Source organism: Sphingomonas sp. ID0503 (genome assembly GCF_048565625.1).
GTDB lineage: Bacteria > Pseudomonadota > Alphaproteobacteria > Sphingomonadales > Sphingomonadaceae > JBLZUR01.
In genome coordinates this window covers 619,213-642,288 of record NZ_JBLZUR010000002.1, presented here as the reverse complement: position 1 = coordinate 642,288, position 23,076 = coordinate 619,213, and the positions used below count along the sequence as shown (strand labels likewise).

34 protein-coding genes, 1 tRNA gene and 1 pseudogene are annotated in these 23,076 nt (G+C 67.6%); 22 read left to right on the top strand and 14 right to left on the bottom strand.

Translation table 11 applies throughout. The features are described 5' to 3' along the window. Nucleotides 1-67 precede the first annotated feature (67 nt). The 8 genes from ACM608_RS04110 to ACM608_RS04075 all read left to right on the top strand — a co-directional run bounded on the left by ACM608_RS04110 (nt 68) and on the right by ACM608_RS04075 (nt 5,079). The gene (locus ACM608_RS04110) at nt 68-1,195 is read left to right on the top strand and encodes a phage major capsid protein (RefSeq protein WP_419681994.1); all 1,128 of its coding nucleotides are present in this window, start codon (nt 68-70) and stop codon (nt 1,193-1,195) included. Between the two features lie 141 nt (nt 1,196-1,336). Further along, nucleotides 1,337-1,843 carry a head-tail connector protein gene (locus ACM608_RS04105; RefSeq protein WP_419681993.1) on the top strand — a complete coding sequence of 169 codons (507 nt, stop codon included), beginning with the start codon at nt 1,337-1,339 and terminating at the stop codon, nt 1,841-1,843. Between the two features lie 109 nt (nt 1,844-1,952). Then, nucleotides 1,953-2,255 (top strand): head-tail adaptor protein, encoded by a 303-nt coding sequence (locus ACM608_RS04100; protein WP_419681992.1) that lies wholly within the window; start codon nt 1,953-1,955, stop codon nt 2,253-2,255. A gap of 133 nt (nt 2,256-2,388) precedes the next feature. Beyond that, nucleotides 2,389-2,565 (top strand): hypothetical protein, encoded by a 177-nt coding sequence (locus ACM608_RS04095; RefSeq protein ID WP_419681991.1) that lies wholly within the window; start codon nt 2,389-2,391, stop codon nt 2,563-2,565. Then, the gene (locus ACM608_RS04090) at nt 2,562-2,954 is read left to right on the top strand and encodes a DUF3168 domain-containing protein (RefSeq protein ID WP_419681990.1); all 393 of its coding nucleotides are present in this window, start codon (nt 2,562-2,564) and stop codon (nt 2,952-2,954) included. Before ACM608_RS04095 ends, ACM608_RS04090 begins: the two co-directional genes overlap by 4 nt. Nucleotides 2,955-3,067: 113 nt before the next feature. Beyond that, nucleotides 3,068-3,475, top strand: coding sequence for a phage tail tube protein (locus tag ACM608_RS04085; RefSeq protein WP_419685090.1), 408 nt, complete (start codon nt 3,068-3,070; stop codon nt 3,473-3,475). Then, nucleotides 3,472-3,831, top strand: coding sequence for a gene transfer agent family protein (locus tag ACM608_RS04080; RefSeq protein ID WP_419681989.1), 360 nt, complete (start codon nt 3,472-3,474; stop codon nt 3,829-3,831). Before ACM608_RS04085 ends, ACM608_RS04080 begins: the two co-directional genes overlap by 4 nt. Nucleotides 3,832-3,928: 97 nt before the next feature. Next, a protein-coding gene (locus ACM608_RS04075; RefSeq protein WP_419681056.1) for an IS3 family transposase occupies nt 3,929-5,079 on the top strand; the annotation gives its coding sequence in 2 pieces (ribosomal slippage) (nt 3,929-4,181 and nt 4,181-5,079; 1,152 coding nt in all). A gap of 126 nt (nt 5,080-5,205) precedes the next feature. Here ACM608_RS04075 and ACM608_RS04070 read toward each other — a convergent pair. Further along, a pseudogene (locus ACM608_RS04070) lies at nt 5,206-5,959 on the bottom strand (IS5 family transposase). Between the two features lie 281 nt (nt 5,960-6,240). On the opposite strand from ACM608_RS04070, the gene ACM608_RS04065 reads away from it, so the two are divergent. Continuing rightward, a complete protein-coding gene (locus ACM608_RS04065) occupies nt 6,241-6,516 on the top strand; it encodes a GIY-YIG nuclease family protein (RefSeq protein ID WP_419681988.1) in 276 nt (91 codons plus the stop codon). 167 nt (nt 6,517-6,683) lie between these two features. Here ACM608_RS04065 and ACM608_RS04060 read toward each other — a convergent pair whose 3' ends face one another. The 8 genes from ACM608_RS04060 to ACM608_RS04025 form a co-directional block, all read right to left on the bottom strand. Beyond that, nucleotides 6,684-7,088: an HK97 family phage prohead protease gene (locus ACM608_RS04060; RefSeq protein WP_419681987.1), complete on the bottom strand. Its 405-nt coding sequence runs from the start codon at nt 7,086-7,088 to the stop codon at nt 6,684-6,686. Beyond that, nucleotides 7,085-7,381, bottom strand: a complete 297-nt coding sequence (locus ACM608_RS04055) for a DUF6127 family protein (protein ID WP_419681986.1) — start codon at nt 7,379-7,381, stop codon at nt 7,085-7,087. Before ACM608_RS04055 ends, ACM608_RS04060 begins: the two co-directional genes overlap by 4 nt. 83 nt (nt 7,382-7,464) lie before the next feature. Next, nucleotides 7,465-8,580 carry a phage portal protein gene (locus ACM608_RS04050; protein ID WP_419685088.1) on the bottom strand — a complete coding sequence of 372 codons (1,116 nt, stop codon included), beginning with the start codon at nt 8,578-8,580 and terminating at the stop codon, nt 7,465-7,467. Between the two features lie 243 nt (nt 8,581-8,823). Further along, nucleotides 8,824-9,732: an energy transducer TonB gene (locus ACM608_RS04045; protein WP_419681985.1), complete on the bottom strand. Its 909-nt coding sequence runs from the start codon at nt 9,730-9,732 to the stop codon at nt 8,824-8,826. A gap of 103 nt (nt 9,733-9,835) precedes the next feature. Next, the gene (locus ACM608_RS04040) at nt 9,836-11,149 is read right to left on the bottom strand and encodes a DNA-packaging protein (RefSeq protein WP_419685086.1); all 1,314 of its coding nucleotides are present in this window, start codon (nt 11,147-11,149) and stop codon (nt 9,836-9,838) included. A 92-nt stretch (nt 11,150-11,241) separates the two neighbouring features. Beyond that, on the bottom strand, nt 11,242-11,766 hold the full coding sequence (locus tag ACM608_RS04035; protein WP_419681984.1) for a hypothetical protein: 525 nt from the start codon (nt 11,764-11,766) through the stop codon (nt 11,242-11,244). A gap of 127 nt (nt 11,767-11,893) precedes the next feature. Beyond that, nucleotides 11,894-12,112 carry a hypothetical protein gene (locus ACM608_RS04030; protein ID WP_419681983.1) on the bottom strand — a complete coding sequence of 73 codons (219 nt, stop codon included), beginning with the start codon at nt 12,110-12,112 and terminating at the stop codon, nt 11,894-11,896. Continuing rightward, nucleotides 12,096-15,410 carry a DUF3857 domain-containing protein gene (locus tag ACM608_RS04025; protein WP_419681982.1) on the bottom strand — a complete coding sequence of 1,105 codons (3,315 nt, stop codon included), beginning with the start codon at nt 15,408-15,410 and terminating at the stop codon, nt 12,096-12,098. Before ACM608_RS04025 ends, ACM608_RS04030 begins: the two co-directional genes overlap by 17 nt. A 120-nt stretch (nt 15,411-15,530) precedes the next feature. On the opposite strand from ACM608_RS04025, the gene ACM608_RS04020 reads away from it, so the two are divergent. Both ACM608_RS04020 and ACM608_RS04015 read left to right on the top strand, forming a co-directional pair. Further along, the gene (locus ACM608_RS04020) at nt 15,531-16,925 is read left to right on the top strand and encodes a hypothetical protein (protein WP_419681981.1); all 1,395 of its coding nucleotides are present in this window, start codon (nt 15,531-15,533) and stop codon (nt 16,923-16,925) included. A 4-nt stretch (nt 16,926-16,929) separates the two neighbouring features. Further along, nucleotides 16,930-17,115 carry a hypothetical protein gene (locus ACM608_RS04015; protein ID WP_419681980.1) on the top strand — a complete coding sequence of 62 codons (186 nt, stop codon included), beginning with the start codon at nt 16,930-16,932 and terminating at the stop codon, nt 17,113-17,115. Here the strand turns inward: ACM608_RS04015 and ACM608_RS04010 are convergent. After that, entirely contained in the window at nt 17,100-17,552 is a 453-nt protein-coding gene (locus ACM608_RS04010) for a DUF6456 domain-containing protein (protein WP_419681979.1), read from the bottom strand. The genes ACM608_RS04015 and ACM608_RS04010 overlap by 16 nt on opposite strands. A gap of 91 nt (nt 17,553-17,643) precedes the next feature. On the opposite strand from ACM608_RS04010, the gene ACM608_RS04005 reads away from it, so the two are divergent. Then, complete coding sequence (locus ACM608_RS04005) at nt 17,644-18,207, top strand: helix-turn-helix domain-containing protein (RefSeq protein WP_419681978.1); 564 nt, start codon at nt 17,644-17,646, stop codon at nt 18,205-18,207. A 24-nt stretch (nt 18,208-18,231) separates the two neighbouring features. Here the strand turns inward: ACM608_RS04005 and ACM608_RS04000 are convergent, their stop codons facing one another. Next, nucleotides 18,232-18,429: a hypothetical protein gene (locus tag ACM608_RS04000; protein WP_419681977.1), complete on the bottom strand. Its 198-nt coding sequence runs from the start codon at nt 18,427-18,429 to the stop codon at nt 18,232-18,234. Between the two features lie 383 nt (nt 18,430-18,812). Between ACM608_RS04000 and ACM608_RS03995 the strand changes: the two genes are divergently transcribed. From ACM608_RS03995 to ACM608_RS03955, 9 genes are all read left to right on the top strand, one after another. Next, on the top strand, nt 18,813-18,980 hold the full coding sequence (locus ACM608_RS03995; protein ID WP_419681976.1) for a hypothetical protein: 168 nt from the start codon (nt 18,813-18,815) through the stop codon (nt 18,978-18,980). Continuing rightward, complete coding sequence (locus tag ACM608_RS03990; RefSeq protein WP_419681975.1) at nt 18,977-19,195, top strand: hypothetical protein; 219 nt, start codon at nt 18,977-18,979, stop codon at nt 19,193-19,195. Before ACM608_RS03995 ends, ACM608_RS03990 begins: the two co-directional genes overlap by 4 nt. Then, nucleotides 19,195-19,398 (top strand): hypothetical protein, encoded by a 204-nt coding sequence (locus tag ACM608_RS03985; protein WP_419681974.1) that lies wholly within the window; start codon nt 19,195-19,197, stop codon nt 19,396-19,398. The genes ACM608_RS03990 and ACM608_RS03985 overlap by 1 nt, the downstream gene beginning before the upstream one ends. A gap of 168 nt (nt 19,399-19,566) precedes the next feature. Further along, the gene (locus ACM608_RS03980; protein ID WP_419681973.1) at nt 19,567-19,773 is read left to right on the top strand and encodes a cold-shock protein; all 207 of its coding nucleotides are present in this window, start codon (nt 19,567-19,569) and stop codon (nt 19,771-19,773) included. A 2-nt stretch (nt 19,774-19,775) separates the two neighbouring features. Continuing rightward, the gene (gene infA, locus ACM608_RS03975; protein ID WP_419685084.1) at nt 19,776-20,033 is read left to right on the top strand and encodes a translation initiation factor IF-1; all 258 of its coding nucleotides are present in this window, start codon (nt 19,776-19,778) and stop codon (nt 20,031-20,033) included. 49 nt (nt 20,034-20,082) lie between these two features. After that, nucleotides 20,083-20,220, top strand: coding sequence for a hypothetical protein (locus ACM608_RS03970; RefSeq protein WP_419681972.1), 138 nt, complete (start codon nt 20,083-20,085; stop codon nt 20,218-20,220). A 33-nt stretch (nt 20,221-20,253) separates the two neighbouring features. Then, nucleotides 20,254-20,427: a hypothetical protein gene (locus ACM608_RS03965; protein WP_419681971.1), complete on the top strand. Its 174-nt coding sequence runs from the start codon at nt 20,254-20,256 to the stop codon at nt 20,425-20,427. A 146-nt stretch (nt 20,428-20,573) separates the two neighbouring features. Next, complete coding sequence (locus ACM608_RS03960) at nt 20,574-20,753, top strand: hypothetical protein (RefSeq protein WP_419681969.1); 180 nt, start codon at nt 20,574-20,576, stop codon at nt 20,751-20,753. A gap of 418 nt (nt 20,754-21,171) precedes the next feature. Then, nucleotides 21,172-21,762, top strand: a complete 591-nt coding sequence (locus tag ACM608_RS03955; RefSeq protein WP_419681967.1) for a PEPxxWA-CTERM sorting domain-containing protein — start codon at nt 21,172-21,174, stop codon at nt 21,760-21,762. An 88-nt stretch (nt 21,763-21,850) separates the two neighbouring features. Here ACM608_RS03955 and ACM608_RS03950 read toward each other — a convergent pair whose 3' ends face one another. Both ACM608_RS03950 and ACM608_RS03945 read right to left on the bottom strand, forming a co-directional pair. Further along, nucleotides 21,851-22,015, bottom strand: coding sequence for a hypothetical protein (locus ACM608_RS03950; protein ID WP_419681965.1), 165 nt, complete (start codon nt 22,013-22,015; stop codon nt 21,851-21,853). Nucleotides 22,016-22,137: 122 nt separating this feature from the next. Continuing rightward, nucleotides 22,138-22,214, bottom strand: a tRNA-Met gene (locus tag ACM608_RS03945). A gap of 157 nt (nt 22,215-22,371) precedes the next feature. Here ACM608_RS03945 and ACM608_RS03940 point away from each other — a divergent pair. After that, nucleotides 22,372-22,776, top strand: coding sequence for a DUF3775 domain-containing protein (locus tag ACM608_RS03940; protein WP_419681963.1), 405 nt, complete (start codon nt 22,372-22,374; stop codon nt 22,774-22,776). Here the strand turns inward: ACM608_RS03940 and ACM608_RS03935 are convergent, their stop codons facing one another. Continuing rightward, nucleotides 22,777-23,064, bottom strand: a complete 288-nt coding sequence (locus ACM608_RS03935) for a hypothetical protein (RefSeq protein ID WP_419681961.1) — start codon at nt 23,062-23,064, stop codon at nt 22,777-22,779. Nucleotides 23,065-23,076 lie beyond the last annotated feature (12 nt).

Genomic DNA, 23,076 nt, shown 5'->3' with positions numbered 1-23,076 from the left:
TCCACACCAACGCAGTGAATCACGATCCAAGCGGTAGCAAAAGCCGTTATTGGGTCCGGACCCTAGTATGTACGAGGTGAAGGCGGATGCTTTGGCGGCTTCTTTCGATGCCGTGGAGCAGGTGGAGGGATTGAAGGCCGAGATGGCGGCCCTTCGCGCGAAGGTGGATGCGCGGGTGGTGGCCGAGGGGCGGGCGCCGCTTTCGGGGGTGAAGTCGGCCGACCCCGATCCGGATCGCAGGGCTTTCGTCGACGGGTATCTGCGGCATGGCACGGTCGGTGTGGAGCTGAAGAGCTTTGCGGGGACCAGCGATGCGGCGGGCGGCTATGCGGTGCCGCGCGAGATCGATGGGGAGATCGGGCGGACGTTGAAGGCGATCAGCCCGATCCGCTCCATTGCCAATGTCGTGACGGTGGGTTCCGCCGGTTATCGCAAGCTCGTGACGCGGGGCGGGACGGCGTCCGGCTGGGCGAGCGAGACGGGGGCTCGGGCGGAGACGGATACGCCGGTCTTTGCCGAGATCGTGCCGCCATCTGGCGACCTTTTTGCCAATCCGGCGGCGAGCCAGGCGATGCTGGACGACGCGGCCTTCGATGTGGAGGCGTGGCTGGCGAACGAGATCGCGTTCGAATTCGCGCGGGTCGAGGGGGCGGCGTTCGTCACCGGCGACGGGGTCAACAAGCCCAAGGGGTTCCTGACCGGCACGATCACCAATGAGGGCGACGGCACCCGCGCGTTCGGGACGATGCAGTATGTGGCGTCGGGCGCCGCGGGCGCGTTCACGGGCACCAATCCGCAGGACCGGCTGGTCGATCTGGTTCATGCGCTGAAGGGGCCTTATCGCCAGGGCGCAAGCTTCGTGATGAATTCGGCGACGCTGGGTGTGATCCGCAAGTTCAAGACGACGGATGGCGCATTCCTGTGGCAGCCGGGGCTATCCGAGGGGCGGCCGGATACGCTGCTGGGCTATCCGGTGGTCGAGGCGGAGGACATGCCGGATATCGCGGCGAACGCGTTCGCCATCGCGTTCGGCAATTTCCGCGCGGGTTATCTGGTGACGGAGCGGGCGGAGACGGCGATCCTGCGCGATCCGTTCACGCACAAGCCGTTCGTGCATTTCTATGCGACCAAGCGGGTGGGCGGTGCCGTGATGAACAGCGAGGCGATCAAGGTGATGAAGTTCGCGGCGAGCTGAGGGCCGCTGATCCTCCCCGGAACGGGGAGGGGGACCGTCAGCCGGAGGCTGATGGTGGAGGGGGCTGTCCGCGCGGACGCCCCCTCCGTCAGCGCTCCGCGCTGCCACCTCCCCGTGCCGGGGAGGATTTGGAGAAATGCTATGATCGAGGACGCGGGGTTTGCTTCCGCGCTGGGGGGCGCTTTGGCAGAGGCCGAGGCGCTGATGCGGGTGGAGCATGGGGCGGAGGATGCGCTGATCGGATCGCTGATCGCGACGGCGGTGACGCTCTGCGAGGGGTTTACGGGGACGGTCATCCTGTCGCGGACCTTCCGCGAGACGGTGCCGGCGTCGGCGGAATGGCGGCGATTGTCGCGGACGCCGGTGGCGGTGATCGACGGGATCGATGGCGTGCCGGTGGACGGATACGCGATCGACATCGATGCGAACGGCGACGGTTGGGTGCGGGTGAGCGCGCCGGGGCAGTCGCTGGTGACGGTGGACTATGTCGCGGGGGGTTCCGCCAGCTGGGCGGAGGTGCCGGTGGCGGTGCGGCAGGGTGTGTTGCGGCTGGCGGCGCATCTTTACGCGCATCGGGATGGGGAGGCGGAGCCTCCAACGGCGGTGGCGGCGCTTTGGCGGCCGTTTCGGCGGATGCGGGTGGGTTAGCCTTTGTTCCCGACGCCGTTCGCGCTGAGCCTGTCGAAGCGCCGGTGAGGCGGGTGGTTCAGGCACTTCGACAAGCTCAGTGCGAACGGCCGGAGAGGGGAGACGGGCTATGGACGAGATTTCAGGGTCGCTTTCGGAGCGCGTCAGCATCGAGCGGCTCGATGCGACGCGGGATGCAATCGGGGGGTCTTCGGACGTCTGGCTGGCGGAGGGGGAGGTCTGGGCCTCTGTTCTGACGGTGCGGGCGGATGGGCTCGAGGCGGCCGGGCGGTGGCGGGTGACGATGCGGGTGCGCTCGATCGGGTTCGACCGGCGGATCGGCTGGCGCGGGCGGTGGCTGCGTGTGGTGGCGGTCGAGGATGCGGGTGAGCGGTCGGGGCTGGTGACGGTGGTGGCCGAGGACGAGCGGTAGAGGTTGGTTCGCGCGGAGACGCGGAGGCGCGGAGAGTAATTGAGAGTTCTTGAGCCGCTTTGCGGCTCTTTTGGCTCTTGTTCTCCGCGCCTCCGCGCCTCCGCGTGAACCACCGACCTCAAGGGGAAAAACCATGCAGGTTATCGAACGGCTCGCCGGGCGGCGGGTCGCGGCCTGGCGTGCGCGGGTGGCGGCGCGGGTGCCGGCTGATGTGTCGGTTTCCGAGAGCGAGGAGGGTGTCGTGCTTTCCGGGCCGCGATTGCGCTTCCGGTGGGTGACCGATGCGCGGTTCAGGGGGTTCTGGCGATGAGTGCTGTGCTGGCGGTGCAGGGGGCGATGGTGTCCGCGCTTCGGAGCGGTCTGGGCACGCAGGTATCGGGGGTGTTCGACGGTGCGCCGGCGCGGGCGGCCTTTCCCTTTGTCGAGATCGGCGACGGGGAGGAGCGGGATTGGAGCCACAAGACGGGGCTGGGCCGCGAGATCCGGTTGGGCGTCTTGGTGCGCGATGACGGGCGATCCTCGGCGCGGCTGCAGGGATTGATGGGCGATGTGCAGGACGCGGTGCTTGGGATGGCGCGGGAGCTGCACGGTTTCCGCGTGGTGAGCCTCGTGTTCGTGCGGTCGCGGGTGGCGCGGGATGGCGCGGGTGGGCCGTGGGCGGGGCTGGTGGAGTTCCGGGCGCGGGTTTTGGCTGGCTGACGTCACCCCATTGGAGGCTGGGGTCCATCGCTCGCGGATCTGCGGTGGTGGTGGTGGAGCGAGACATGGGCCCCAGCCTTCGCTGGGGCCACGGCATCAAGATGGAGGGGTTCATGGCGGCGGAGAAGGGAAGTGCGTTCCTGTTGAAGGTCGGGAACGGGGCGGAGCCGGTGGTTTATGCCACGGTGGCGGGGATGCGGACGACGCAGGCGTCGATCAACGGCGAGGCGGTGGTGATCACCTCCAAGCAATCGGGCGGGTGGCGGGAACTGCTGTCCGGCGCGGGGGTGCGATCGGTTTCGGTGTCGGGTGCGGGGGTGTTCACCGGATCGGCGGCGGAGACGCGGCTGAAGGGGAATGCGCTGGCGGGGGTGCTGGACGATTACGAGATCAGCTTCGAGAGCGGGGAGCGGATGCGGGGGCGGTTCCTGCTGACCCGGCTCGACTATGCGGGCGATTTCAATGGCGAGCGGACGTACACGCTGAGCCTGGAGAGTTCGGGCGCGGTGGTGTCGTTGTGAGCGGGGCGGAGGCGCTGGGGCTTCGACAGGCTCAGCCCGAACGGGCTGGGGGCGGTGCGAACCCGGTGCGGGGCGAGGCTTCTCTTGTGGTCGCTGGGGCGGCGGTGAAGTTGCGGCCGACCTTTTCCGCGCTTGTAGCGGCGGAGGAGGAGTTGGGTCCGCTGTTCGCGCTTGTGGAGCGGGCGGCTTCGGGTGGGCTGGCGTTGCGGGAGCTAGTGGCGCTGATGTGGCATTGCGTTGATGGGCCGGAGGGGTTGTCGCGCGAGACTTTGGGCGATGCTGTGGTCGAGCTGGGGCTGGCGGCTGTGACGCCGGTGTTGAAGGTGCTGCTGCGGCAGATTTTGCAGGGGCGGTGAGTAGAGTTGGTTCACGCGGAGGCGCGGAGGCGCTGACGTGCTCCCCTGAAATGTGACCGATTTTGAGTAGAGTCCGACGCGAAGGAGTCGGACGAAGATGAAGCGCAGCAGGTTCAGCGAAGAGCAGATCATCGCGATCTTGAAGGAGCAGGAAGCGGGCATGGCGACGGCGGATGTGTGTCGTCGCCACGGGATCAGCGCGGCGACGTTCTACAAGTGGAAGTCGAAGTATGGCGGCCTGGAGGTGTCCGAGGCCCGGCGCCTGCGCACGCTTGAGGAAGAGAACAGCCGGTTGAAGAAGCTGCTGGCTGAGGCGATGCTCGACAACGTCGTGCTGAAGGATCTGGCCTCAAAAAAATGGTGACGCCCGGCGCTAAGCGGGACGCTGTCGCCCATGCTCGTGAGCATCACGGGCTGAGCGAGCGTCGGGCGTGCAACCTGGTCGGCGTGAGCCGCGGGGTGATCCGGTATCGGTCGTCACGGCCAGATGACGGTCCTCTACGGCAACGACTGCGCGAGTTGGCAGGGGAGCGGCGCCGGTTCGGCTACCGGCGCCTGGGCTATCTGCTGGCGCGAGAAGGCATGACGCCCAACCACAAGAAGCTGCTGCGGATATACCGCGAGGAGAACCTGCGAGTCCGACGCCGCGGTGGTCGCAAGCGCGCCTTGGGCACCCGGGCGCCGATGGTGCTGCCGGATGGGCCGAACCAGCGCTGGTCGCTGGACTTCGTCTCCGACACCCTGACGTGCAGCCGTCGGTTCCGCATCCTGTGCGTGGTCGACGACTACACGCGGGAATGCCTGGCGCTGGTGGCTGACACGTCGCTGTCGGGCGTACGGGTAGCGCGGGAACTGACGCGGCTCATCGGTATGCGCGGCAAGCCGCATACGGTGGTCAGCGACAACGGCACCGAGCTGACGTCGTCGGCCATTCTGCGCTGGTCGCAGGAGCGGCGGGTCGAGTGGCACTACATCGCCCCGGGCAAGCCGATGCAGAACGGCTTCGTCGAGAGCTTCAACGGCCGTCTGCGCGACGAATGCCTCAATGAGACGCTGTTCACGTCGCTGGCCCATGCCCGCTTCGTGCTCGACGCTTGGCGGCACGACTACAATCACGTCAGGCCGCACTCGAAACTGGGCGGGAGAACACCCGCCGAGAAAGCCGGCGAACCTGTCTGGGGGCATGCCCCCAGACAGGTTGTCATACACTCAACCAACCATCATGAAGGAGCCGGACTCTACCTCTGAATGGTAACAATCAGGGGAGCACGTCAGCGCGGAGAGTGAGTTAGAGTTTTTGTTGAGCCGCTTTGCGGCTCCTTTGTCTCTTTATTCTTCGCGTATCCGCGTCTCCGCGTGACCTAGGGTCCGGACTCACAACCACCAGATGACGGTGGCGGCGAGGGCGATAGCGCCCATGAAGTTCTTGATGTTGCGATCGAAGCGGGTGGCGAGCCGCCTCCAGTCCTTGAGGCGGCAGAACATGCGCTCGATGACGTTGCGCTGTTTGTAGATGGTGCGGTCGTAGTCGTACTGGACCTTGCGGTTGCAGCGCGGCGGGATGACGGCCTGGGTGCCGCGCTGGTTGAGCCATTCGCGCAACTCCTGACTGTCATAGCCCTTGTCGGCGACGAGTTCGACGGATGGGGGCAGCGCCGCGATGCAGGTCTTGGCGACCTTGCAGTCGTGGACGTTGCCGGGCGTCAGCAGGAGGACGTGAGGGCGGCCCTTGGCGTCGCAGACGGCATGGACCTTGGTGTTCCGGCCGCCTTTGGTGCGGCCGATACCATGGGCCAAGGCCCCCCTTTTCCACCGCCTGCGCAGCGGTGGACCTTGATGCAGCTGCTATCGATGAACAGCCGGTCCGGCGCGTCGTCGGCGCCTGCCAGCGCGCTGAAATCCCCTCCCAGATGCCGCGCTCGGACCAGCGCACGAAGCGATTGTAGAGCGTCTTCTTTGGCCCGTACACGTCCGAGCAGTCCACCCAGCGACCGCCGCAGCGGAGCGCATGCACGATCCCGCTCAGCACCCGGCGATCATCCACACGTGCCTTGCCGCGAACGTCCGTCGGCAGCAGTGGTGCGATCCGCTCCCACTGCGCATCGGAAAACCAGAAGAAATCAGCCATTCCACCGCCTCCACACCAACGCAGTGAATCACGATCCAAGCGGTAGCAAAAGCCGTTATTGGGTCCGGACCCTGGTCTCCCCAAAGAAAAAGGGCGCGCCCGAACCGGACACGCCCAACCGTCACCTCTAATCGTCATCCCAGCGAAGGCTGGGATCGCCCGCAACAAGCGCACCCTCCACCTCCCGACCGATGCCAGCCTCCGCTGGCATGACGCAGTTTCTTCAGTCGTCATGCCAGCGAAGGCTGGCATCGCTGGACGCGCGCGCTAACCTCCACCAAATGCCTCGCGCCTACACCTACATCCTCACCAACAAACCCCACGGCGTCCTCTACACCGGCGTCACCGCCACCCTCCCCGCCCGCATGATGCAGCACCGCGCTGGCACCGGCTCCGCCTTCTGCCGCCGCTACGGCCTCACTCGCCTCGTTCTCGCCGAACCGCACGACGACATGTACGCCGCCATCACCCGCGAAAAGGCGCTCAAGGCCTGGCAGATCAGGCTTATCGAAGAAGCCAACCCGAACTGGGACGACCTGTTCGAAGTCATCCTCTGACGCCTCAAAAGCCGTCATACCAGCCCTGCGCGTCATCCCAGCGAAGGCTGGGATCGCCCGCGACAAGCGCGCCCTCCACTTCCCGACCGATGCCAGCCTACGCTGGCATGACACGCGTTGAGGTGACGGAGGAAAAAAGCCGTCATCCCAGCGAAGGCTGATATCGCTCAAACCGGAGCGCCGTCCTCCACCGCATGCACCCTTGCCCCCGGCTGCATCGGAAACGTCACCAGCGACACCTCCACCACATCCAGGTCCAGCAGTTCGCGCGGCCGCGCCCCCCGCCCTTGCCGCACACGATACCCAAACGACAGCCCGCTCACCGCCCCCGCCTTCAGCAGCGCCGCCGCCTCACCGCCCTGACCGCCGCCCGTCAGCCGCCCGATCACCCGCAGGCCGCGTCCGTCCTCGGCGATATGCTCCACCCGCCCGATCGGTCGCGCGGCATCGTGCTGCCACAGCAGCGGCAACCCCGCGCCACCGGCGACAGCCCGCGCGAACGCCCCACGCCGGATCACGTCGCCGCCCCGGTCGACCCGGTCGAACAAGGCCGCGTAGCCCGCGAACCTCATTGGCCCAATTTCCCCGTCAGCCCGGCCTGGAACGCGATCCCGATCAGCACGAGCGCGAACGCCACCCGCGCCACCCAACCGATCACCGCCCGCACCGCCGACTTCTTCGCGTCCCGCCATGCGGAAAGCAGCTCCCGCAACTCCCGCACGTCGCCGACCGCACCCTCATCGCCAAGCCCAAGCCGCGCCAGCGCCCGCTCCGCCCCGGCAGCACTCGCCTCTTCGGTAATGGCCCGCAAGGTGACCAGACCGGCACCCTCCGCCTCGGCTTGTGCAACCAATTGCGCGATCATCTCCTTCCCGCCCCAGTGCTCCTGCGAAAGCAGGAGCCTAAGCGCCCCGCCAAGGCTCCTGCGTCCGCAGGAGCACGGAGACGTCAGCCCTGTTCCTCCGCCCCGAACCCCACCATCGCCCGCTTCTCGGCGCGCGTCAGGAAATCCGCCTCCTTCGCCATCGCCCAGAGCGCCTGCCGATCCTCGACCAGCGCCGGCACCGCATCCAGATCGACCGCCAGAGCCGTCCCCGGCCACCACGCCGCCAGCCCAGCCGACAACCCGCCCAGCACCTTCGTCATCAGCGGCAGGATCGTCAGCCGCCAGAGCGCCCGGTTCGCCTCCCGATAATTCGCGTAGGTCGCGTCGCCGGGCAGCCCCAGCAGCATCGGCGGCACGCCAAAGGCGAGCGCGATCTCCCGAGCCGCCGCGGCCTTCAGCCCCGCAAAGTCCATGTCCGCCGGCGTCAGCCCGATCGCCTGCCACTTCAACCCGCCATCCAGCAGCATCGGCCGCCCCGCATTCGCCGCCCCGGCAAAGCTCGCCTCGATCTCGCCTCGGAGCCGATCGAACTGCGCGCCCGACAGCACCGCCCCATCCCCCGCCTCATAGACCAAAGCCCCCGAAGGCCGCGCCGCGTTGTCGAGCAGCGCTTTGTTCCACCGCGTCGCCGCATTGTGCAGCGCGACCGCCCGCGCCGCCGCACCCAGGCACCCGAGCCCATAATGATCATCGGCCGGATGATACCCCCGCAGGTGGATCAACCCCGGTCGCCCGGCCGCATCCACCGCCGCGAGCCGCGTCACCGCTCCACCAACCCGATAGGCATAAGCGGCGGGCCAGCCCCGCCCGTCCTGCTCCACCGTCACCCGCTCGGGCCGTAGCGCGAACAGCTCCGCCGGCGCGTCGGACGCATCCGCCACCACCTGCACATAGGCATTGCCGTGCAGCAACAGCTGCGCCGCCACCGCCTCTACCAGCGCCGGCGTCACCACCCGCGCCCCATCCCGGCCAGAGTCCCCGGCCGCGTCATAGAGCGGCGCGGAGGCCGCCCCCTCCGCCACCAGCTTCACCGCGCGCTGCGCGATGGCGTTGCCCAGATAAGCCTCGCGCACCTGCCCCTCATAGGACGAAGCCCAGCCCCCGCCCGCCGCCACGCCGAACCCGCGCGCCAGCACCGGCCGAGGCACCTCCGCCCCCTTCCGCCCGAACCATTTCATCGATTTCCCTTCCAAACATCCTCCCCAGCAAAGCTGGGGAGGGGGACCATCCAAAGGATGGTGGAGGGGCCGCGCGAAGCGCGGTGGAAGGGCGTGCCGCACACGACCGCCCGACCTGCTACACGCCCCCTCCGTGAGTGCTTCGAACTGCCACTTCCCGCACCAGCAATGCCGGCCGCCAAGGCAGCGAAAAGACGAGTGCCCGCCTCACAGGCACTCTCGCTGGCAACGCCCGCGAACCGCTTACCAGTCTCGGCCGTCTTCTCCCGCTCTGGGAAGCACCCAGAAGTGCGACAGGCGAACGTGGTTGGCCAGCGGCTTCCCGTTGGGGCCGACCGACCTCACCCGCCTGAAGCGTTGCTTCAAAAGCGTACAGGTCGCACGGTCTAGCGAAACGGACCCGCTCGATCGGATAACGGCGCAGTCGACAGGACGGCCGTCGGCACCCATTGCCATCTTCACGGCCGTCAGACCCTCCGCCCCTGCGCTGAGCGCGTCAGGGGGATAATCGTCCACGCTGATTAACTGCTGCTCCCGTCCTCCGTACAGAACCGGCTCTCCCGAACTGTGGGACAGGCTCCGCGCCGCCGGACCCAGTAAAAACTGGATAATCTGTCCTTCCGCACTCTCCGCCTTGTAGATGAAGGCGCTCGAACATGGCGCTTGAAGGACCGTCATCGTCCCAGCCTCCGGGCTTGGCGAAATCGTGGCGCTCGGTCCACGAAGCGGCGGGGCGGGGGATCGGGGCCATCGCAGCGCCAGCACATAACGCCCTTGCCTCATCTCCTCGGGCTCGCCGAATGTTGAGTTGTCCCATGTGACCGGCAGGCTGGACGGCGCTCGGCCAAACAAGACCTTTTCGACCTGGACCCCGAAGCTCGCGTAATCAGGAATGAGGCTTCCCTCCGGGTCCTCGTATGCCTTGCGCATGTCCGCAGTCAGCTTAGGCCAAGCGAGCCTCTCCCGCCTGAACGCCTCATCCCGCACGATCCGGTAGTTCTCGATGCGACCGATCACTACGACATCCGCCAAGCTGACGTCAGTCAGGCGCGGCGGGAGGTAAGCGGCACAAGCGAACGCAGAGGTCGGTGCCAGCGATGCTGAAAGGACAACAGCCGCCGCCGACCTCAGTTGCCACCCCACAAGCAGCATCGGGCTACCTCCTCGATCGTTCTCCCGCACTCTTGCACTCGAGCGTACTAACCGTTCGTGTATCTGCGGAGGCCTGCCTCGCTCAGCGAGCAGAGTACCAGGATCACAACCCCCGCACCCCCGGCTCGCCCTTCTTGCCCAGCATCAGCGCCGTCACCGCCCAGACCAGCGCATCCGCCCGGTCAGGCGACCGCCCCGGCCCCTCGTAACCACCGCCCGCGATCAGCCCGCACATCTCGTCCTCCAGCGCCGGAAACGCGCCGACATGCGCCACCCGCCCCTGTTCGTAGAGCGCCGCCACCGGCTCCGCCCGCGCCACCTTGCCCCGGCTGGCGTGGACCAAAGTCACCGGCAAACCCACCGACGCCGCGTGCAGCACGCTCCTCACCATCGCCCCGCCCTGGTTCGCCTCAGCGATCACCCGATCGGCACCATACCGCTCGGCAGCCGAGGCCACAGCCCGCGCCCAACCATCCGGTGACGCCCCCGCTACGCTCGCATCCGCCAGCACAAAACCGCGCCCCGCCGCGCAGATCCCCGCGACCACGATCCCACAGGCATCGCCCTTGCCCGTCCCGTCGCCGGCGGAGGGGTCCACCCCCACCACCACGCGCACCAGATCCGGCACAACATCCACGCGGCACCCCTCGATCATCGCGCGGGTCCACAAGGCCCCCGCCGCATCCTCGATCAGCTCGCCGTCCAGCTCCTGCCGGCCCCAACGCGTCCCCTCATGCTCCGCCTCGATGCTCTCTACAAAGCCGCGCGCCAGATGCGCGGCGTTGTCGCGCGTCCGCCCCCGCGTCACCTGCACGTCCTTCGCCTTCATCAGTCGGCGGATCAGCGGCACCGCGCGCGGCGTCGTCGTCGCCACCACGCGCGGGTGTTCGCCCAGCCGCAGGGTCATCATCAGATTGTCCCACACCGCCTCGCCATTCGCCCATTTCGCCACCTCGTCGCACCAGGCGACATGGTGCTGCGGCCCGCGCAGCATCTCCGGCTGCTCGGCGGTATAGAGCCGCGCCTCTGCCCCGTTCGGCCAGGTCAGCCGCCGCTGCGACGCGCGCCAGACCGGGCGATGCCCCTGGCTGGCGATTGACATCAGCCCGCTCTCCCCCTCGATCATCACCTGCCGCCCCTCGGCCAGCGTCGCCGCAACCAAAGCGATCCGCATACGCCCGTCGGTCTCGGCAAGGCCGCGCACCCATTCCGCGCCGGCCCGCGTCTTGCCGAACCCGCGCCCCGCCATGATCAGCCAGATCCGCCAGGCCCCCGGCGGCGGCAACTGCCGCGCCCGCGCCCAGGCGCGCCAGCTGCGTTCGATCTTCATAAGCCCCGCATCGGTCGCATCACGCAAAATGTCCGTCCGGTCCGCGCGGCTCTCGTCGCTCAGCCGCTCCATCACCGACCTCTCCATCCTCCCCAAGCTCGCTTGGGGAGTGGGACCATCGGCACCGCCGATGGTGGAGGGGAAGTCGCGGCTGGCCGGAACCGCCTCGCCCTCCCCGCTCACGTCACCACCTCGCCGCGTCGCGCCGCCATTTCGTCAAGCCGAGCGAGGATCCGCTCCCTCACCCCCTCCTCGCTCTCCGCCTCCAGCTCGCGCGCACGCTCCGCCGCCGCCCGCTCCGCCCGGATCGCCGCCACCTTGCGCTGGTGCATGGCCAGCACGCGCAGCGCGAATTTCGGGTCGACCTTCTCGCGGACGACCTCGACCTCGCCCTCCTCGTTCTCGCGCTCGACCTCCTGGCCGTTGAGCGCGGTATCGAGCACCATCGCCTCCAGCCGCGTATACCCGCCGATCAGCGCATCCTCGAACGCCGCCGCGAAGGCCGCGTCCCGCGCCCGCATCCGGTAGAGGCTGGAAACCCCCATCCCCGCCGCCGCACAGCTCGCCGTAACGTTGCAGGTGCCGGCGAAGTGATCGAGGAACAGCTTGATCTTCTTCGCCGTCCACCCGTCATGCCGCACCGTGCGGACCTGCTTCACACGCCCCGCCCCGCCCGCAATGCAGGTTTCGCTCCCATCCGCCATATCCGCCCTCCGGACAGCAAAGAGGCCGGAAGCGATCCCTCGCCCCGGCCCCTCAGCTACAATTCCTCAGTGTTCCCGTTATGTGCCATAACAGCGCGCGGATGTCAAGATGTTTTTACCGGATGGGTTATTTCGTGGCACTCTCCAGCTTGTAGACGTAAGAGGGTGCGTCATCCCGGAAGACAAGGAAGGGCTCGCCGTCCAGCAGACCCGCTGCGGCAGGAGGGAAGGTTTTCAGCAGCGCCGGATCCGCCGAAACGCGCCTTCGCTCGAACGCCACGCCGTGTGCCCGCAATGCCGCTTCGACGGCTGTCATGGTGTGAGCCGCTTCAAGCGCCTTGGCCAACATGCTTCGGGGCCGAGAAGCTGATCCGGTCGATCGACGCTATTTCCGCGAATGACGGGGGTGGCGCAGGCGCCTTGACGCCATATTCCCGGAATTCCTCATCGACCTCCTGATACGCGGCACGCGCGGCCGCGAGATCGGCCTGCCCCGCCTGCGATTGCCCCAGCGCGATCTTCGCCAGGCCACGGCCGAACAGCGACTGGCCCTGGGTCGGGCGCAGCTTCAGCGCGGCGTCATAGTCCCTCACCGCATCGGCGTGGCGGCCCAGGCGAAATTCGACGAACGCCTTGGAATCGAGGATGTCCGGAGCGTCGGGCTTCTGCGCCAGCGCGGCCTCGCAGTCGAGCAGAGCCTCCTCTAGACCCGCTCCCGCGATTGCCTTGGCCCAGCACAGCTCATTCAGGGCTTGCGCTCCCCGCGCTCGCGCCCGCGCCGCCTTGAAGTCGATAGCCGCCCTCGCCGCATCGCCGGACAGCGCCCGCACGATCCCCCGCTCGTTGAGGATGTCAGTTCCGGGCGCACTCTCTCCCTGCCGGTCGAGCAGGCGCAGCGCCGTCGCATAGTCCCGTTCCTCGCGCGCGAGCTGCGCGCGCGCCAGCGCGATATCCTCGTCCGCCGGGGCGATCCGAACGGCGGCGTCGAGGTCCGCACGCCGCTCCGCACGCTGGCTCTCGGGACGCAGGAGCGCCCGCTGCTGATAGGCGGTGCCGCTTGGCTTGCGCGCGATCAGGTCGGTCAGCGCCTTGATCGCCAACTCCCGGTCGATGCTACGATAGATCGCCGCGCCCGCCGCGATCGAATAGCTGTCCTCCTCCTCCGGCACCTCGAGCGCCGCCTTGGCCGCCTCCGCCACGCAATCCGCTTTCTTCAATCGACGGCAGGCGTTGGCCTTCATCAGATAGGCCTCTCCGCTATTCGGGTTGAGGCGGATCACATGCTCCGCGTCCTCCAGCGCACCCGCCGCGTCGCGCACCTCCCAGCGCAGGGCGGCCCGCAGCATCAGGATGCCGGGATCCTCCGGCTTCTCGCGCACCGCGCCCGCGATGTAGAGGTTGGCAAGCTCCCGGTTCTCCTCCTCAAGCGCGATCGGGATCCGCATCTTCAGCAGCGCAAAGTTGGCCGGCTCGATCGCCAGCCCGGCGTCCATGTCCGCCTTCGCCAGGTTGCGCTTGCCCAGCGCCTCCAGCGCCGCCGCGCGCCGGCTCAGGACCTCGACGTTCTTCGGTTCCGCCTTCGCCGCCTTGTCGAGCAGCGGCAGCGCCTCGGCGAACTTCGCGTCGTCGAGGAGGGCTCCTGCCTGGATCAACAGGCGCTCAACCTCGGTCGTTGCTCCCGCCGCGAGCTGCGCCACCTCCGCCGCATTCGCCTTGTAATCGGCCGGTGCCTTCAGCCAGACGCGCACGTCGTTCATCGCCCGCAGGGTCTTCTGCACCGCCGCCGCCTCGCTGGCGGGGAATTCGCGGGCAAGCGACCGGCTGCTCGCCTCCGCCACGAACACGCCGTCCTTTATCGCCGCAGCCCGCCTGAACGCGATGGCACCGACGGTCTGGTCCACCGACACGTCCTTGACCGTGAAGCCGCGTCCCTTGTTCGGCAGGACGATCCGCTCGCGGGTCACACCCCAGTCGGGAAAGTCGACCTTGAACGGCGCATCCTTGTTCGGCCCCTCCGCGCGCGTGAAGTCCGCCTTCCAGCCGAGGTGCATGCCGTCGGCCTCGTACCAGCCGTCCTTCCACTCCATTTCGGCCGTGCCCTCGACACTCAGCGTCTCGGTCCGGCTCTCCTCGTCATAACGCGCCGACACGGTCTTCACCGTCAGGAAATCGTACTGCCCGCGCCAGTAATCGCGCAGGCCCCGGTCCAGGTCGGTGGCGGTCAGCCCGGATAGCCGCGTCTTCATGTCCACCGCGCCGTCGCCGCGGAAGACCTGCGTCGCCTTGAACGGCACCGGCAGGAACAGGCCGCGGGACGCATCCATCTCTATACTGCGCTCGGCATCGGGCTGCGCGCGCGGGCTCGCCAGGATCGGCACCAGCGTCGCCCCCTTCTCGACCAGCGGCAGGCCCCAGATGAAGTCGGGCGTCTCGATCTGGTCCAGCTTGCGATCGCCGATCCGCGTCCCGTCCAGCCAGTACGTCTTGCCGTCGATCTCCGCCCGCACGATAACGTGGTTGAACAGGCCGACCATCGGCAGGCGCTTGTCGATCCCGTCGCCGCCGCCCGCGTTCACCGCCACCGGCACCGCCTCGATCCCGATCTCGCGCAGCAGCGCGATCAGCAGCACCGTCTTGCCCTTGCAGTCGCCGAACCGGCGCGACCAGGTGAGGTCGGCTGCCGCCGGCACCATGCTGCCGTCGCCCATGCCCAGCATGACATAGCGGACGCGGTCCTCCACGAGCCTCAGGGCGGCTTCCGCCTGACCCTTCTTGCCGCCGCCCGCCGCCTTGATCGTCGCCAGTTCCGCCTTCAGCGGCTCGCCCGCGATCACCGCCGTCTTGGCGTAGAGCGGTGCCAGCCGCGCGGCCACCTCGGCCCAGCTCGCATAGGTGGTGAAGTCGGTCTGGCGCAGCTCGGCAAAGCGGAACGGCGCGAATTTCGGCTGCACCGCAGGTGCCACGTCACGCATCGTCAGGCTGGCGATCCGCTCGCCGCCCGCCTTCTTCTCGACGAACGGCGTCACCGCCGGGTCGGTCGATCGCCAGCGCACCGGCAGGCTGGCCGGCCAGCGCACGCTCTGCGTCACCAGCCCGGACGGCAGCACCGTCTGCACCTCCGATGATGTTTCCGGCACACCCTGGAACAGCGGGTCCTGCCGCCGGATCGTGAAGGCCATGTCGATCACGTCACCGACCTGCAGCCCTTCCGGCTGGATCGTCGCGGTCAGGATGCCGTCCAGCGTCGCCCGCTCCAGGTTGCTCTCGCGGCGCAGCACGGTGAACGTCTGCCCGCCCGCCAGCACGTCGATGACCTTGCCGTCGCGCAGGATGTGGAGCTTGTGGACGGTCACCCGGTCCGTCTCCGGCTTCCACGCGATCTGCAGCGTGCCCATGGCGGCCAGCCCGTCAGGCGTCTGCACCCGCGCGACATTCTGGTTATACGCCTCGACGCCCTCTGGCGTCAGCGCGACCTGCTGGTCCTGCATGACGATGCTGATCGGCGCCTCGCCAGGCGGACCCTGGACGGCGGGAACCGCCCTGGGCGCCACCCAGCCGGACGGCGGCCCGATCAACGGCTTGTCCTCGGCCGACGCGGCCCCAGCCCATATCGCGGCGCCGATCAGGAACATCATAACGCGCATGAAAAAGTCCCCCCGCGGCCATGATGAGGCGAAAATCGCGCGGGGATCAACGTTCTTCGCGATCGCGGCCACGGAACTCGCCGGCGTCTTCGCGCTTAAGTCGCGATTGCTGGAGGGTGCATGGCCAATCTTTTCTTCTCGCCCGCAGACGCGCTCGCCGCGATCAACCTGGCGATCGCCGCCGCCAGCCCCGGCGACGTCGTCACGCTCAAGGCCGGCACCTATCGGTGGAACGCGCCGCTCCGCATCGAGACCTCCGGCGTCACCGTGCAGGGCGCGGGCGAGGTCCGCATCCTCTCCTCCGCCACCTCCATCATCGCCGTCGGCCGCTCGCTCGCGCGCTACCCGGTCACCACCACGCTTGCCGAACCGGTCCGCTCCGCCGAACCGAATTCCCCGCATCAGGACTTCATCGCCGTCGCCGGCAACCCCGGCCGCGTCGCCGGAAAGATGGTTCTCCTGCGCACGCCTTCCCAAGGGGGCGAGCGTTACGCGCGGGAGGCGCTCTTCATCATCGACCGCGCCGTGCCGCAGGGCGGCATTACCCGCCTCTATCTCCGCCACGACGTGAACCCCGGCATCGATGGCCCCGAATACAAGGGCATCGAATTCGACTTCCCCGTCGCAACCCAGGGCAAGGCCACGCCCGTCCGCATCTTCGATCCCGTCCGCAACGTCACGGTCCGCAATCTCTCCATCACCTTCAGCCGCCCGAACGATCCCGATCCCGCCCGCCGCTTCACCGGCCGCCCGGATCCCCGCCTGTTCAAGGGCAATGCCGACAACGCCAGCAGCATCTCGGCGCAGGGCACGCTGAACACCCGGCTGGAGAACCTCAGCGTCACCAACTCGCTGTCCCACGGTATCCAGATCCGCGATTCCATCGCCGCCAGCGGCAACAACCTTCGCATCAGTGGCGCCTACAACAAGGGCGGCGGATCGAACGGCTACGGCCTCTACCTGAGCGACGCCGTCGCCTGCCGCTTCGACAATGTGCGCGTCTTCGACACCCGCCATGCGGTGCTGTTCTCGAGCGGGCACAACGAGTTCTACAACCGCATCCACGTCGCTGATACCAATCGCGACATCAACTTCCACGGCAGCCCGGACCGGCACAATGTCGTCCGCGTCGATCGCATGGTTCTGGACGAGACCTCGCCCTGGTCGGCGGAGGAATATTTCCAGCAGAAGGGCAATGACGGCCAACCCCGCAACAACGACCGCGCCGCCTACGACGCCCGCAATCATGTCACCTTCAAGTATCTGAAGGGTGGTCGATCGATCGACAACGTCCGCGCCGATCCCGGCGGTGCGACCCTGCTCGGCGGCGGCGGCAACGACCGGCTCTACGGCGGGCCGGGCAACGACGTTCTCGACGGCCAGGAGGGCGCGGACACCGTCTTCGGCGGCGGCGGCGCGGATCGCATCTCCACCGACAGCCCCGCCGACAAGGTCACACCCGGCTCCGGCCGGGCCACCATCATCCGCCGAAAGGTGGAAGAGCCCGGCCGCTAACCGCATGCGCACCAAACTCAGCACCTGCCGCCGCAAGGCGCGCTACGCGACGGAGGGCGAGGCGGAGGCCGCCGCCCTCCGCTTCGCCCTGCCGCTCTACCCCTACCGCTGCGACCGCTGCTTCGCGTTCCACCTCACCAGCCGCACCAAAGGCAAGCGCAACCCGTCCATCCCTCACCCGATCCCGTAGAACGCCGCCACCCGGTCCAGCGCCAGCGTCAGCACCAGCCGCCCCGCGCGCCGCGGCCAGCCGAGCGCCGCCTCGGCCGTCTCCATCCCCTCGCCCGCGCAGGCGACACGCCACAGCACATCGGACAGCCCCGGCCCCGCCGCCGCGATCGCCCCGTCGAAGCGGCGCTTGGCGGAAAGCTGCCGGGTGGATGGGTCCGCCCCCAGCCCGGTCGATCGCGGCCCCGCGTCCCAGCGCATCGTCACGCCGGGGGCCAGCTGCGCCGCCTCCCAATCCGCGCGGATGCGCTCCCCCGCCTCGAACTGCCGCGCGTCGATCAGGCCGCGCGCGCGCAACCAGCCGATCGTCGATTCCGCCCGGTTGACGGTCACGCTCGCCACCGGCCTCCCTCGCGCGTTCCGCGCCGTCACCCGCTCCTCAAGCATCCGTCCCACCATCACGCGACCTCCTTCATCCGAGTCGCGGAGGGGTTGCCATAGCGGCGCGGCTGTAGGACATAGGAAAACCGATCTGGTTCAGGGGCAGAAGATGATCACCCGTATCCGCGAAGTCCGCCGCGCCAAGAACATGACGCTGGCCGATGTCGCCGCCGCCTGCTCGCCGCCCACCACCGCGCAGACCATCGGGCGGCTGGAAACCGGCATGCGCACCGTCTCGGTCGGCTGGCTCAACCGCATCGCCGCCGCGTTGGGCGTCACCGCCGGCGATCTCGTCGCCCTGCCCGACCGCGCCGACTTGCCCGTCGCCGCGCTCCTCGGCCCAGACGGCGCGCACGCCCCGCGCAAGACCGCCGTCATCGCGCCTCCCGCGCCGGAGCCGGGCCTCGTCGCCGTGCTGGTGGAGGCGGCGCTCGGCGAGTTCCGCGCCGGCGATCAGCTCTGGTGCCGCACCCTCGGCCCGGAGGATTACGCCCGCGCGCTCAACCGCGACATCCTCGTCCCCCGCCCCGCCGGCCGCTTCGCCTTCGGCCGCCTCCTCAACCGCAAAGGCGACAAGCTCCACCTCCTGCCCCCCGGCGCGGGCGGGCGTCAGCAGGTGATCGCCGATCCGCCCTGGATCGCCGTCGCGGTGCGGTTGGTCCGGAGCCTTTAGCGCTCGCCGAAGAATAGACGCGGGTCAGAGAAACCGCGCCACCTTGGCGCCCTCGGTCGTGCACACCGGCAGCTTCAGCCCCGCGCAAGGCATCACCTCCACAAACCCACGCTCGATCAGCGCGGCCATCGCGGTCGGCCAAGGTTCATCCTTGCCCGGCTCTTCACCCAGGAAGATCGCCCGCAGGATGCGGCGCTCGTCGGTATTCAGTTGCTCGCTCATGCCGCGCGCTTACCGATCCAAATCCTACCAATGGTATAACATGGATCAAGATATACAGAATAATTTCGCAACGCACCATGAATTTGTTCTGAAGCAAATTGTCTGTCCGCCGTAACTTAGCTCGATTGTTTCTGGGGTTTGGTCGACGGAATTGCTGCGGAGCAACCTCAACAAGGCGAATGCTAGTATCATCGTCGGCTGACCTGGGTCCAAGCTTCTCCTGTTGGATCTGAAGCCTCCGAAACTCGTGTCGCAACCGAACCGACATCATTTCACGCGACGCGCAGCGCCTATCCTGCTAGACCTCAGTCATCGGCAGGCTTCCCCCGGCATCCTGTCGACCGAGAGCAGATGGAGAGCTCCCGCCCTTGCAGGAGGCTCGCATGCCCGATCCCGACATCACCTATTTCGAGCGCCGCCGCGGCGGCGAGCGCCTTGCCGCCGCCGACGCGCAGGGCGAGGCGCGGCTGATCCACCTCGAACTGGTCGGCCGCTACGATTACCTCCTGTCGGACGCGGGTCAGGCGCTCCGGGCGGCCGCCGGCGCATGAACCAGCGGCTTGCCCAGCGCGATATCGTCGCCCGCGCGTTCGAGCTTGCCGGCCTCGGTACCTGCCGCACGCTGGACGACCTCCGGCGGCAGCTCCGCCGGGAAGGCTATGAGAGCATCGACGCCCATCTCAGCGCGCCGACGATGCGGCGGCAGTTGAAGGCGCTGCTCACCGCCGTGGTCGCGGCGCCGGATCCATCGGCGGCGCAGGCCTGATGCGCGTCTGGTGCTTCATCGGCCGCGACGACCTCTGGGCGATCACGGCGGAGGAACATGGCGCCGCTCTCCCGCCCGAGCACGGTCCATGGCACCCGCACAGGTCGATCGTCCTGACCGCCACCGACCCCGACGAGATCGCCGCCGAACGGCTGATCCGCGAACACGGCTTCTGCTGTTTCCACGGGGCGACGCAGGGCTGATCGCCGGCTCCGATGCGCCTCACCCTTGCTTTTACCGGCCGCAACGCCCATAATGCACTCTGCTTACGTCGCCTGTGACGGTTTTCGGCGCTCCGTGCCGGCACCCCTTCCAAGCTTCATCGCATCGTCGATCGCCCATTCCGGGCGGCGCTTGAAAGGACTCGTCTCATGCCCATCGGCACCGTCAAATTCTTCAACGAAGAAAAGGGCTACGGCTTCATCGCGCCGGAGGATGGCGGCACCGACAGCTTCGTCCACATCTCCGAGGTGGAGCGCAGCGGTCTCAGCGGCCTGGAGCGCGATCAGCGCGTCAGCTACGAGGTCGAGGCCGACAAGCGCGGCAAGAACCAGGCCGTGAATATCCAGCAGGCCTGATCCTGGCAAAGGAAGAACTGCTCGTCCTCGAAGGTCTGATCGACGAGATCTATCCCGACGGCCGCTTCGGCGTCCGTCTGGAAAACGATCATCGGATCATCGCCTATACCGCCGGCAAGATGCGGCGTTTCCGCATCCGCTCGGTGGTGGGCGACGCCGTCCGCGTCGAAATGACGCCCTATGACCTTTCCAAGGGTCGCATCATCTACCGTGAACGCACGCCGGGCACACCCGGCGGCCCGCCGCGCCGCCGACGCTGAGGCGTCGCGCGGCCGACTATCATAAGAGCCACAGGCTCCAAGGAACTGAATGACTTACCTGAACAATACTGCATTTCTGAAGAAGACCTACCATACCCCGGCCCGCACCCATGCCGCCGCCGCCGAAAAGATCGGTCCGCTCAGCCGGGCCGAATGGCGCCGCGCCGTCGCGGAAATGCTGGGCTGATCTTTCACCACCCTGCCATCGAGGAGCGCAGCGATGTCCGCCACCAGTGAATTCTACCTGGCCCGCGCCAACGACTGCGCCCGCGATGCCGAGGGCGCGTCGCTCGACAATGTCCGCGACCGCTTCCTCCGCGCCGAGCACGCCTGGCGCGCCATGGCCGACCAGATCACCCGCTCCGAAGACGCCCGCCGCGCCCGCGAGGGCTGAGGAATTGTTCAGCCGCTGCTGAACGACGGACGGGCAACGTTATCCTGGTAGCGGCGGGTGGCTGACGCTTCCTCGCATCGTTTCGAGGCGGTGGAATTTACAGTCCGTTACTTTCTGCCGATCATCCGCCGCGATACGCACGGCGGATGCCGCACCGATCCGCTGACCGCCTCAAAGCCTGGGCCGCCCGCTGCCGCGAGATGGCGACACGGACGGCCGACCCCGTCGTACGCGCGGCGCTGGAGGAAGAAGCGGCGGACAGCGAGCGGCGCGCTGCGATCATGGACGAACAGGATCAGCCGGAACCCTGTGCCTCCACCCGATAAAGAAGGCCTCGGGGTAGCGCGCCCCATTCGCAGCCAGCCAGGGTTCGGCTCCGGATGCCGACGCCCATGAAATCGTAACCTCCACACCTTCAACCCGCGTCACGCCTATGATCGCGTCGCCGTCGCGTGGCGCTTCGCTCATGCTCCATCTTCTCATGGGCGGAGCCTGTTGCGTACGGCTGAGGGTATGGGAACCCGCATGACAATAGTTCACCGTTTCAACAGACAGTTATCAACCCAGGACTCGCCCGCCGATGCGGATCCCACCACGGCAGACTTATTCAGAACGCCGACGCCTGCGCTATCCGCTGGACTCCGAACATCCTTAATGCTCCTCTCCGGATGTTCATCAAGAACAGGGGAACGACCAATGATTCGAGGATGTCTTTTCACGGCAGGGGCCGCTTTGTTCGCAAGCATGCCGGCACTCGCGGCGACATACACGCTGGGGCAGCAGGATTACGCCGACGGCACCATTACCTCATTCGCGGATTACAGCGCGAGCGCTGCTGGCGAAGCGGCGCCGTTCGATCAATTCTACGGCTCCGACGTCTCCTCCAACTTCGACAAGACGTTCACCTTCAGCTACGCTCCCGGTTCGGTGACGGATGGATCGCTGACCTTCGGCATCTATGACCATGACAGCTCTTCGCCCGGAAGCCAGCTCGCCTATTTCGGCGTGAATGGCATCGATCTGACGGCAAGCCTCAACGCACTGTTCGAAGGCGCGGGCGGCGAGCAGCAGCAGGTGAGCGTCTACACATTGGCGCTGAGCGGCTCCGCCCTGGCGGCGCTCTCGACGGGATCAGCCGCCTTCCGCCTTACCTTGCAACCGCCGGCAAACAACGACCTGCCGTTCAACGGCGCGGGCCTCGATTTCGCGTCGCTGACCATAAACGCAAACCCCGCCGTGCCGGAGCCTGCGTCCTGGGCAATGATGATCGCCGGCTTCGGTCTGGTTGGCGGGGCGATGCGCCGCCGCGCCGCGCAGGTCGGCTTCGCGGGCTGATCCTGCCGCAGATCGCCGCAATCGGTGCGCCGTCGATCACCAAAGGTCGGCGGCGCGTCTGTGCGCGCCGCACGGCTAAACTGCGGACCTACGCGCCACCGATGCCCTCGATGACGATCCCGGAGCCGCCGCAATTCTCGCACGAATCCCCGTCAACATCGCCAGTGCCGCCGCAGATCTTGCAGACATTCTGCCCGGTGCCGGGCGCACCCTCCGGTGCGACATCGCCGGGGTTCACCGGTTCGTTGCTCATGTGAAAGTACTCCCGCAGGATGCCCGTAAGGACACCGAGCGAGTGAACTTCCGGCTTTCATTCGCGATCCATGGCTTCGCCATCGAAGAGCCTGACGCAACACGAAAAGCAAATGGTCCCGATGGTAGCGGAGGAGGGACTTGAACCCCCGACACGCGGATTATGATTCCGCTGCTCTAACCAGCTGAGCTACTCCGCCCCAATGGGCAAGGCCGATGACCGGCACCGAGGCGGGGCCTATAGCAGGCGGGAGCATCCGGTCAACGCCTGGCATCCGGAGACGGCGATTTGCCCGGAACCGCGTGCCCTTCCTCACGTTCCCTTGGCGAATCCCAGGCGAGAGAGGAATGCCCCCGATGGACCTGATCACCCCGCTCGACACCATCTGCCGCCTGATCATCCGGGCGCGCGAGGCGGAGGCGCAGGTCACCGCGATCGAGACCGATGAGGAGGATGATCCCACCGAGTCGGACGACGGCTTTGCCGTGCTGGAGGATGAGGCGAACGAGGTGGTGGAGGAGGAGATCCAGGCGCTTCTCGACGATCTCGGCGAGGATCAGCTTGCCGAAGTGCTCGCCCTCGCCTGGGTCGGCCAGGGCACCTATGACGCCAGCGAGTGGGAAGATGCGCTCGCCGAGGCGAACGAGGGCGGTGAGGACAAGATCGCGCAGATCCTGGATATGCCGATGCTGGCGGGCTATCTCGACGGCGGGCTCGCAGCTTTCGATCTCAGCTGCGACGGCGTGGGTCAGGTCGACTGATTACCGCATCAATCCAATGCGCCGGAGCAGCTGACCCCGCCACAGCCAGCCGCCCCGGTAGTTGAAGAACATCCAGCCGTAGACGGCGGTGAAGAACCAGGCGACCGGCGCCATCGGGTCTCTGTTGGCGCGCATGTGGCGGTAGAGCGCCGCATCCGCGCGCCAGCGGTCCCGCTCGGTGCCGCCGCCGTTGACGCCATAGGCGTTGTCATGCGCCTTGCACCCCCAGTTCCGATTGTATTTGGAGCCGTCGAGGAAGTAGCAGTAGTCGCGATGCAGCTTCTTCACGCCCCCGCCTAA

Bases quoted from the DNA above. Each gene is read 5' to 3' on its own strand.
- ACM608_RS04050 (WP_419685088.1), bottom strand. From the start codon at position 8,580: ATGAAATGGTTCGGGCGGAAGGGGGCGGAGGTGCCTCGGCCGGTGCTG.
- ACM608_RS04065 (WP_419681988.1), top strand. From the start codon at position 6,241: ATGCCTCGCGCCTACACCTACATCCTCACCAACAAACCCCACGGCGTC.
- ACM608_RS04005 (WP_419681978.1), top strand. From the start codon at position 17,644: ATGATCACCCGTATCCGCGAAGTCCGCCGCGCCAAGAACATGACGCTG.
- ACM608_RS04025 (WP_419681982.1), bottom strand. From the start codon at position 15,410: ATGCGCGTTATGATGTTCCTGATCGGCGCCGCGATATGGGCTGGGGCC.
- ACM608_RS04060 (WP_419681987.1), bottom strand. From the start codon at position 7,088: ATGAGGTTCGCGGGCTACGCGGCCTTGTTCGACCGGGTCGACCGGGGC.
- ACM608_RS04110 (WP_419681994.1), top strand. From the start codon at position 68: ATGTACGAGGTGAAGGCGGATGCTTTGGCGGCTTCTTTCGATGCCGTG.
- ACM608_RS04020 (WP_419681981.1), top strand. From the start codon at position 15,531: ATGGCCAATCTTTTCTTCTCGCCCGCAGACGCGCTCGCCGCGATCAAC.
- ACM608_RS04095 (WP_419681991.1), top strand. From the start codon at position 2,389: ATGCAGGTTATCGAACGGCTCGCCGGGCGGCGGGTCGCGGCCTGGCGT.
- ACM608_RS04045 (WP_419681985.1), bottom strand. From the start codon at position 9,732: ATGCTGCTTGTGGGGTGGCAACTGAGGTCGGCGGCGGCTGTTGTCCTT.
- ACM608_RS04085 (WP_419685090.1), top strand. From the start codon at position 3,068: ATGGCGGCGGAGAAGGGAAGTGCGTTCCTGTTGAAGGTCGGGAACGGG.
- ACM608_RS03970 (WP_419681972.1), top strand. From the start codon at position 20,083: ATGACTTACCTGAACAATACTGCATTTCTGAAGAAGACCTACCATACC.
- ACM608_RS04000 (WP_419681977.1), bottom strand. From the start codon at position 18,429: ATGAGCGAGCAACTGAATACCGACGAGCGCCGCATCCTGCGGGCGATC.
- ACM608_RS03960 (WP_419681969.1), top strand. From the start codon at position 20,574: ATGCCGCACCGATCCGCTGACCGCCTCAAAGCCTGGGCCGCCCGCTGC.
- ACM608_RS04090 (WP_419681990.1), top strand. From the start codon at position 2,562: ATGAGTGCTGTGCTGGCGGTGCAGGGGGCGATGGTGTCCGCGCTTCGG.
- ACM608_RS03955 (WP_419681967.1), top strand. From the start codon at position 21,172: ATGCCGGCACTCGCGGCGACATACACGCTGGGGCAGCAGGATTACGCC.
- ACM608_RS04100 (WP_419681992.1), top strand. From the start codon at position 1,953: ATGGACGAGATTTCAGGGTCGCTTTCGGAGCGCGTCAGCATCGAGCGG.
- ACM608_RS04015 (WP_419681980.1), top strand. From the start codon at position 16,930: ATGCGCACCAAACTCAGCACCTGCCGCCGCAAGGCGCGCTACGCGACG.
- ACM608_RS03965 (WP_419681971.1), top strand. From the start codon at position 20,254: ATGTCCGCCACCAGTGAATTCTACCTGGCCCGCGCCAACGACTGCGCC.
- ACM608_RS03940 (WP_419681963.1), top strand. From the start codon at position 22,372: ATGGACCTGATCACCCCGCTCGACACCATCTGCCGCCTGATCATCCGG.
- ACM608_RS03990 (WP_419681975.1), top strand. From the start codon at position 18,977: ATGAACCAGCGGCTTGCCCAGCGCGATATCGTCGCCCGCGCGTTCGAG.
- ACM608_RS04105 (WP_419681993.1), top strand. From the start codon at position 1,337: ATGATCGAGGACGCGGGGTTTGCTTCCGCGCTGGGGGGCGCTTTGGCA.
- ACM608_RS03950 (WP_419681965.1), bottom strand. From the start codon at position 22,015: ATGAGCAACGAACCGGTGAACCCCGGCGATGTCGCACCGGAGGGTGCG.
- ACM608_RS03995 (WP_419681976.1), top strand. From the start codon at position 18,813: ATGCCCGATCCCGACATCACCTATTTCGAGCGCCGCCGCGGCGGCGAG.
- ACM608_RS04035 (WP_419681984.1), bottom strand. From the start codon at position 11,766: ATGGCGGATGGGAGCGAAACCTGCATTGCGGGCGGGGCGGGGCGTGTG.
- ACM608_RS04055 (WP_419681986.1), bottom strand. From the start codon at position 7,381: ATGATCGCGCAATTGGTTGCACAAGCCGAGGCGGAGGGTGCCGGTCTG.
- ACM608_RS04010 (WP_419681979.1), bottom strand. From the start codon at position 17,552: ATGGTGGGACGGATGCTTGAGGAGCGGGTGACGGCGCGGAACGCGCGA.
- ACM608_RS03985 (WP_419681974.1), top strand. From the start codon at position 19,195: ATGCGCGTCTGGTGCTTCATCGGCCGCGACGACCTCTGGGCGATCACG.
- ACM608_RS03980 (WP_419681973.1), top strand. From the start codon at position 19,567: ATGCCCATCGGCACCGTCAAATTCTTCAACGAAGAAAAGGGCTACGGC.
- ACM608_RS04040 (WP_419685086.1), bottom strand. From the start codon at position 11,149: ATGGAGAGGTCGGTGATGGAGCGGCTGAGCGACGAGAGCCGCGCGGAC.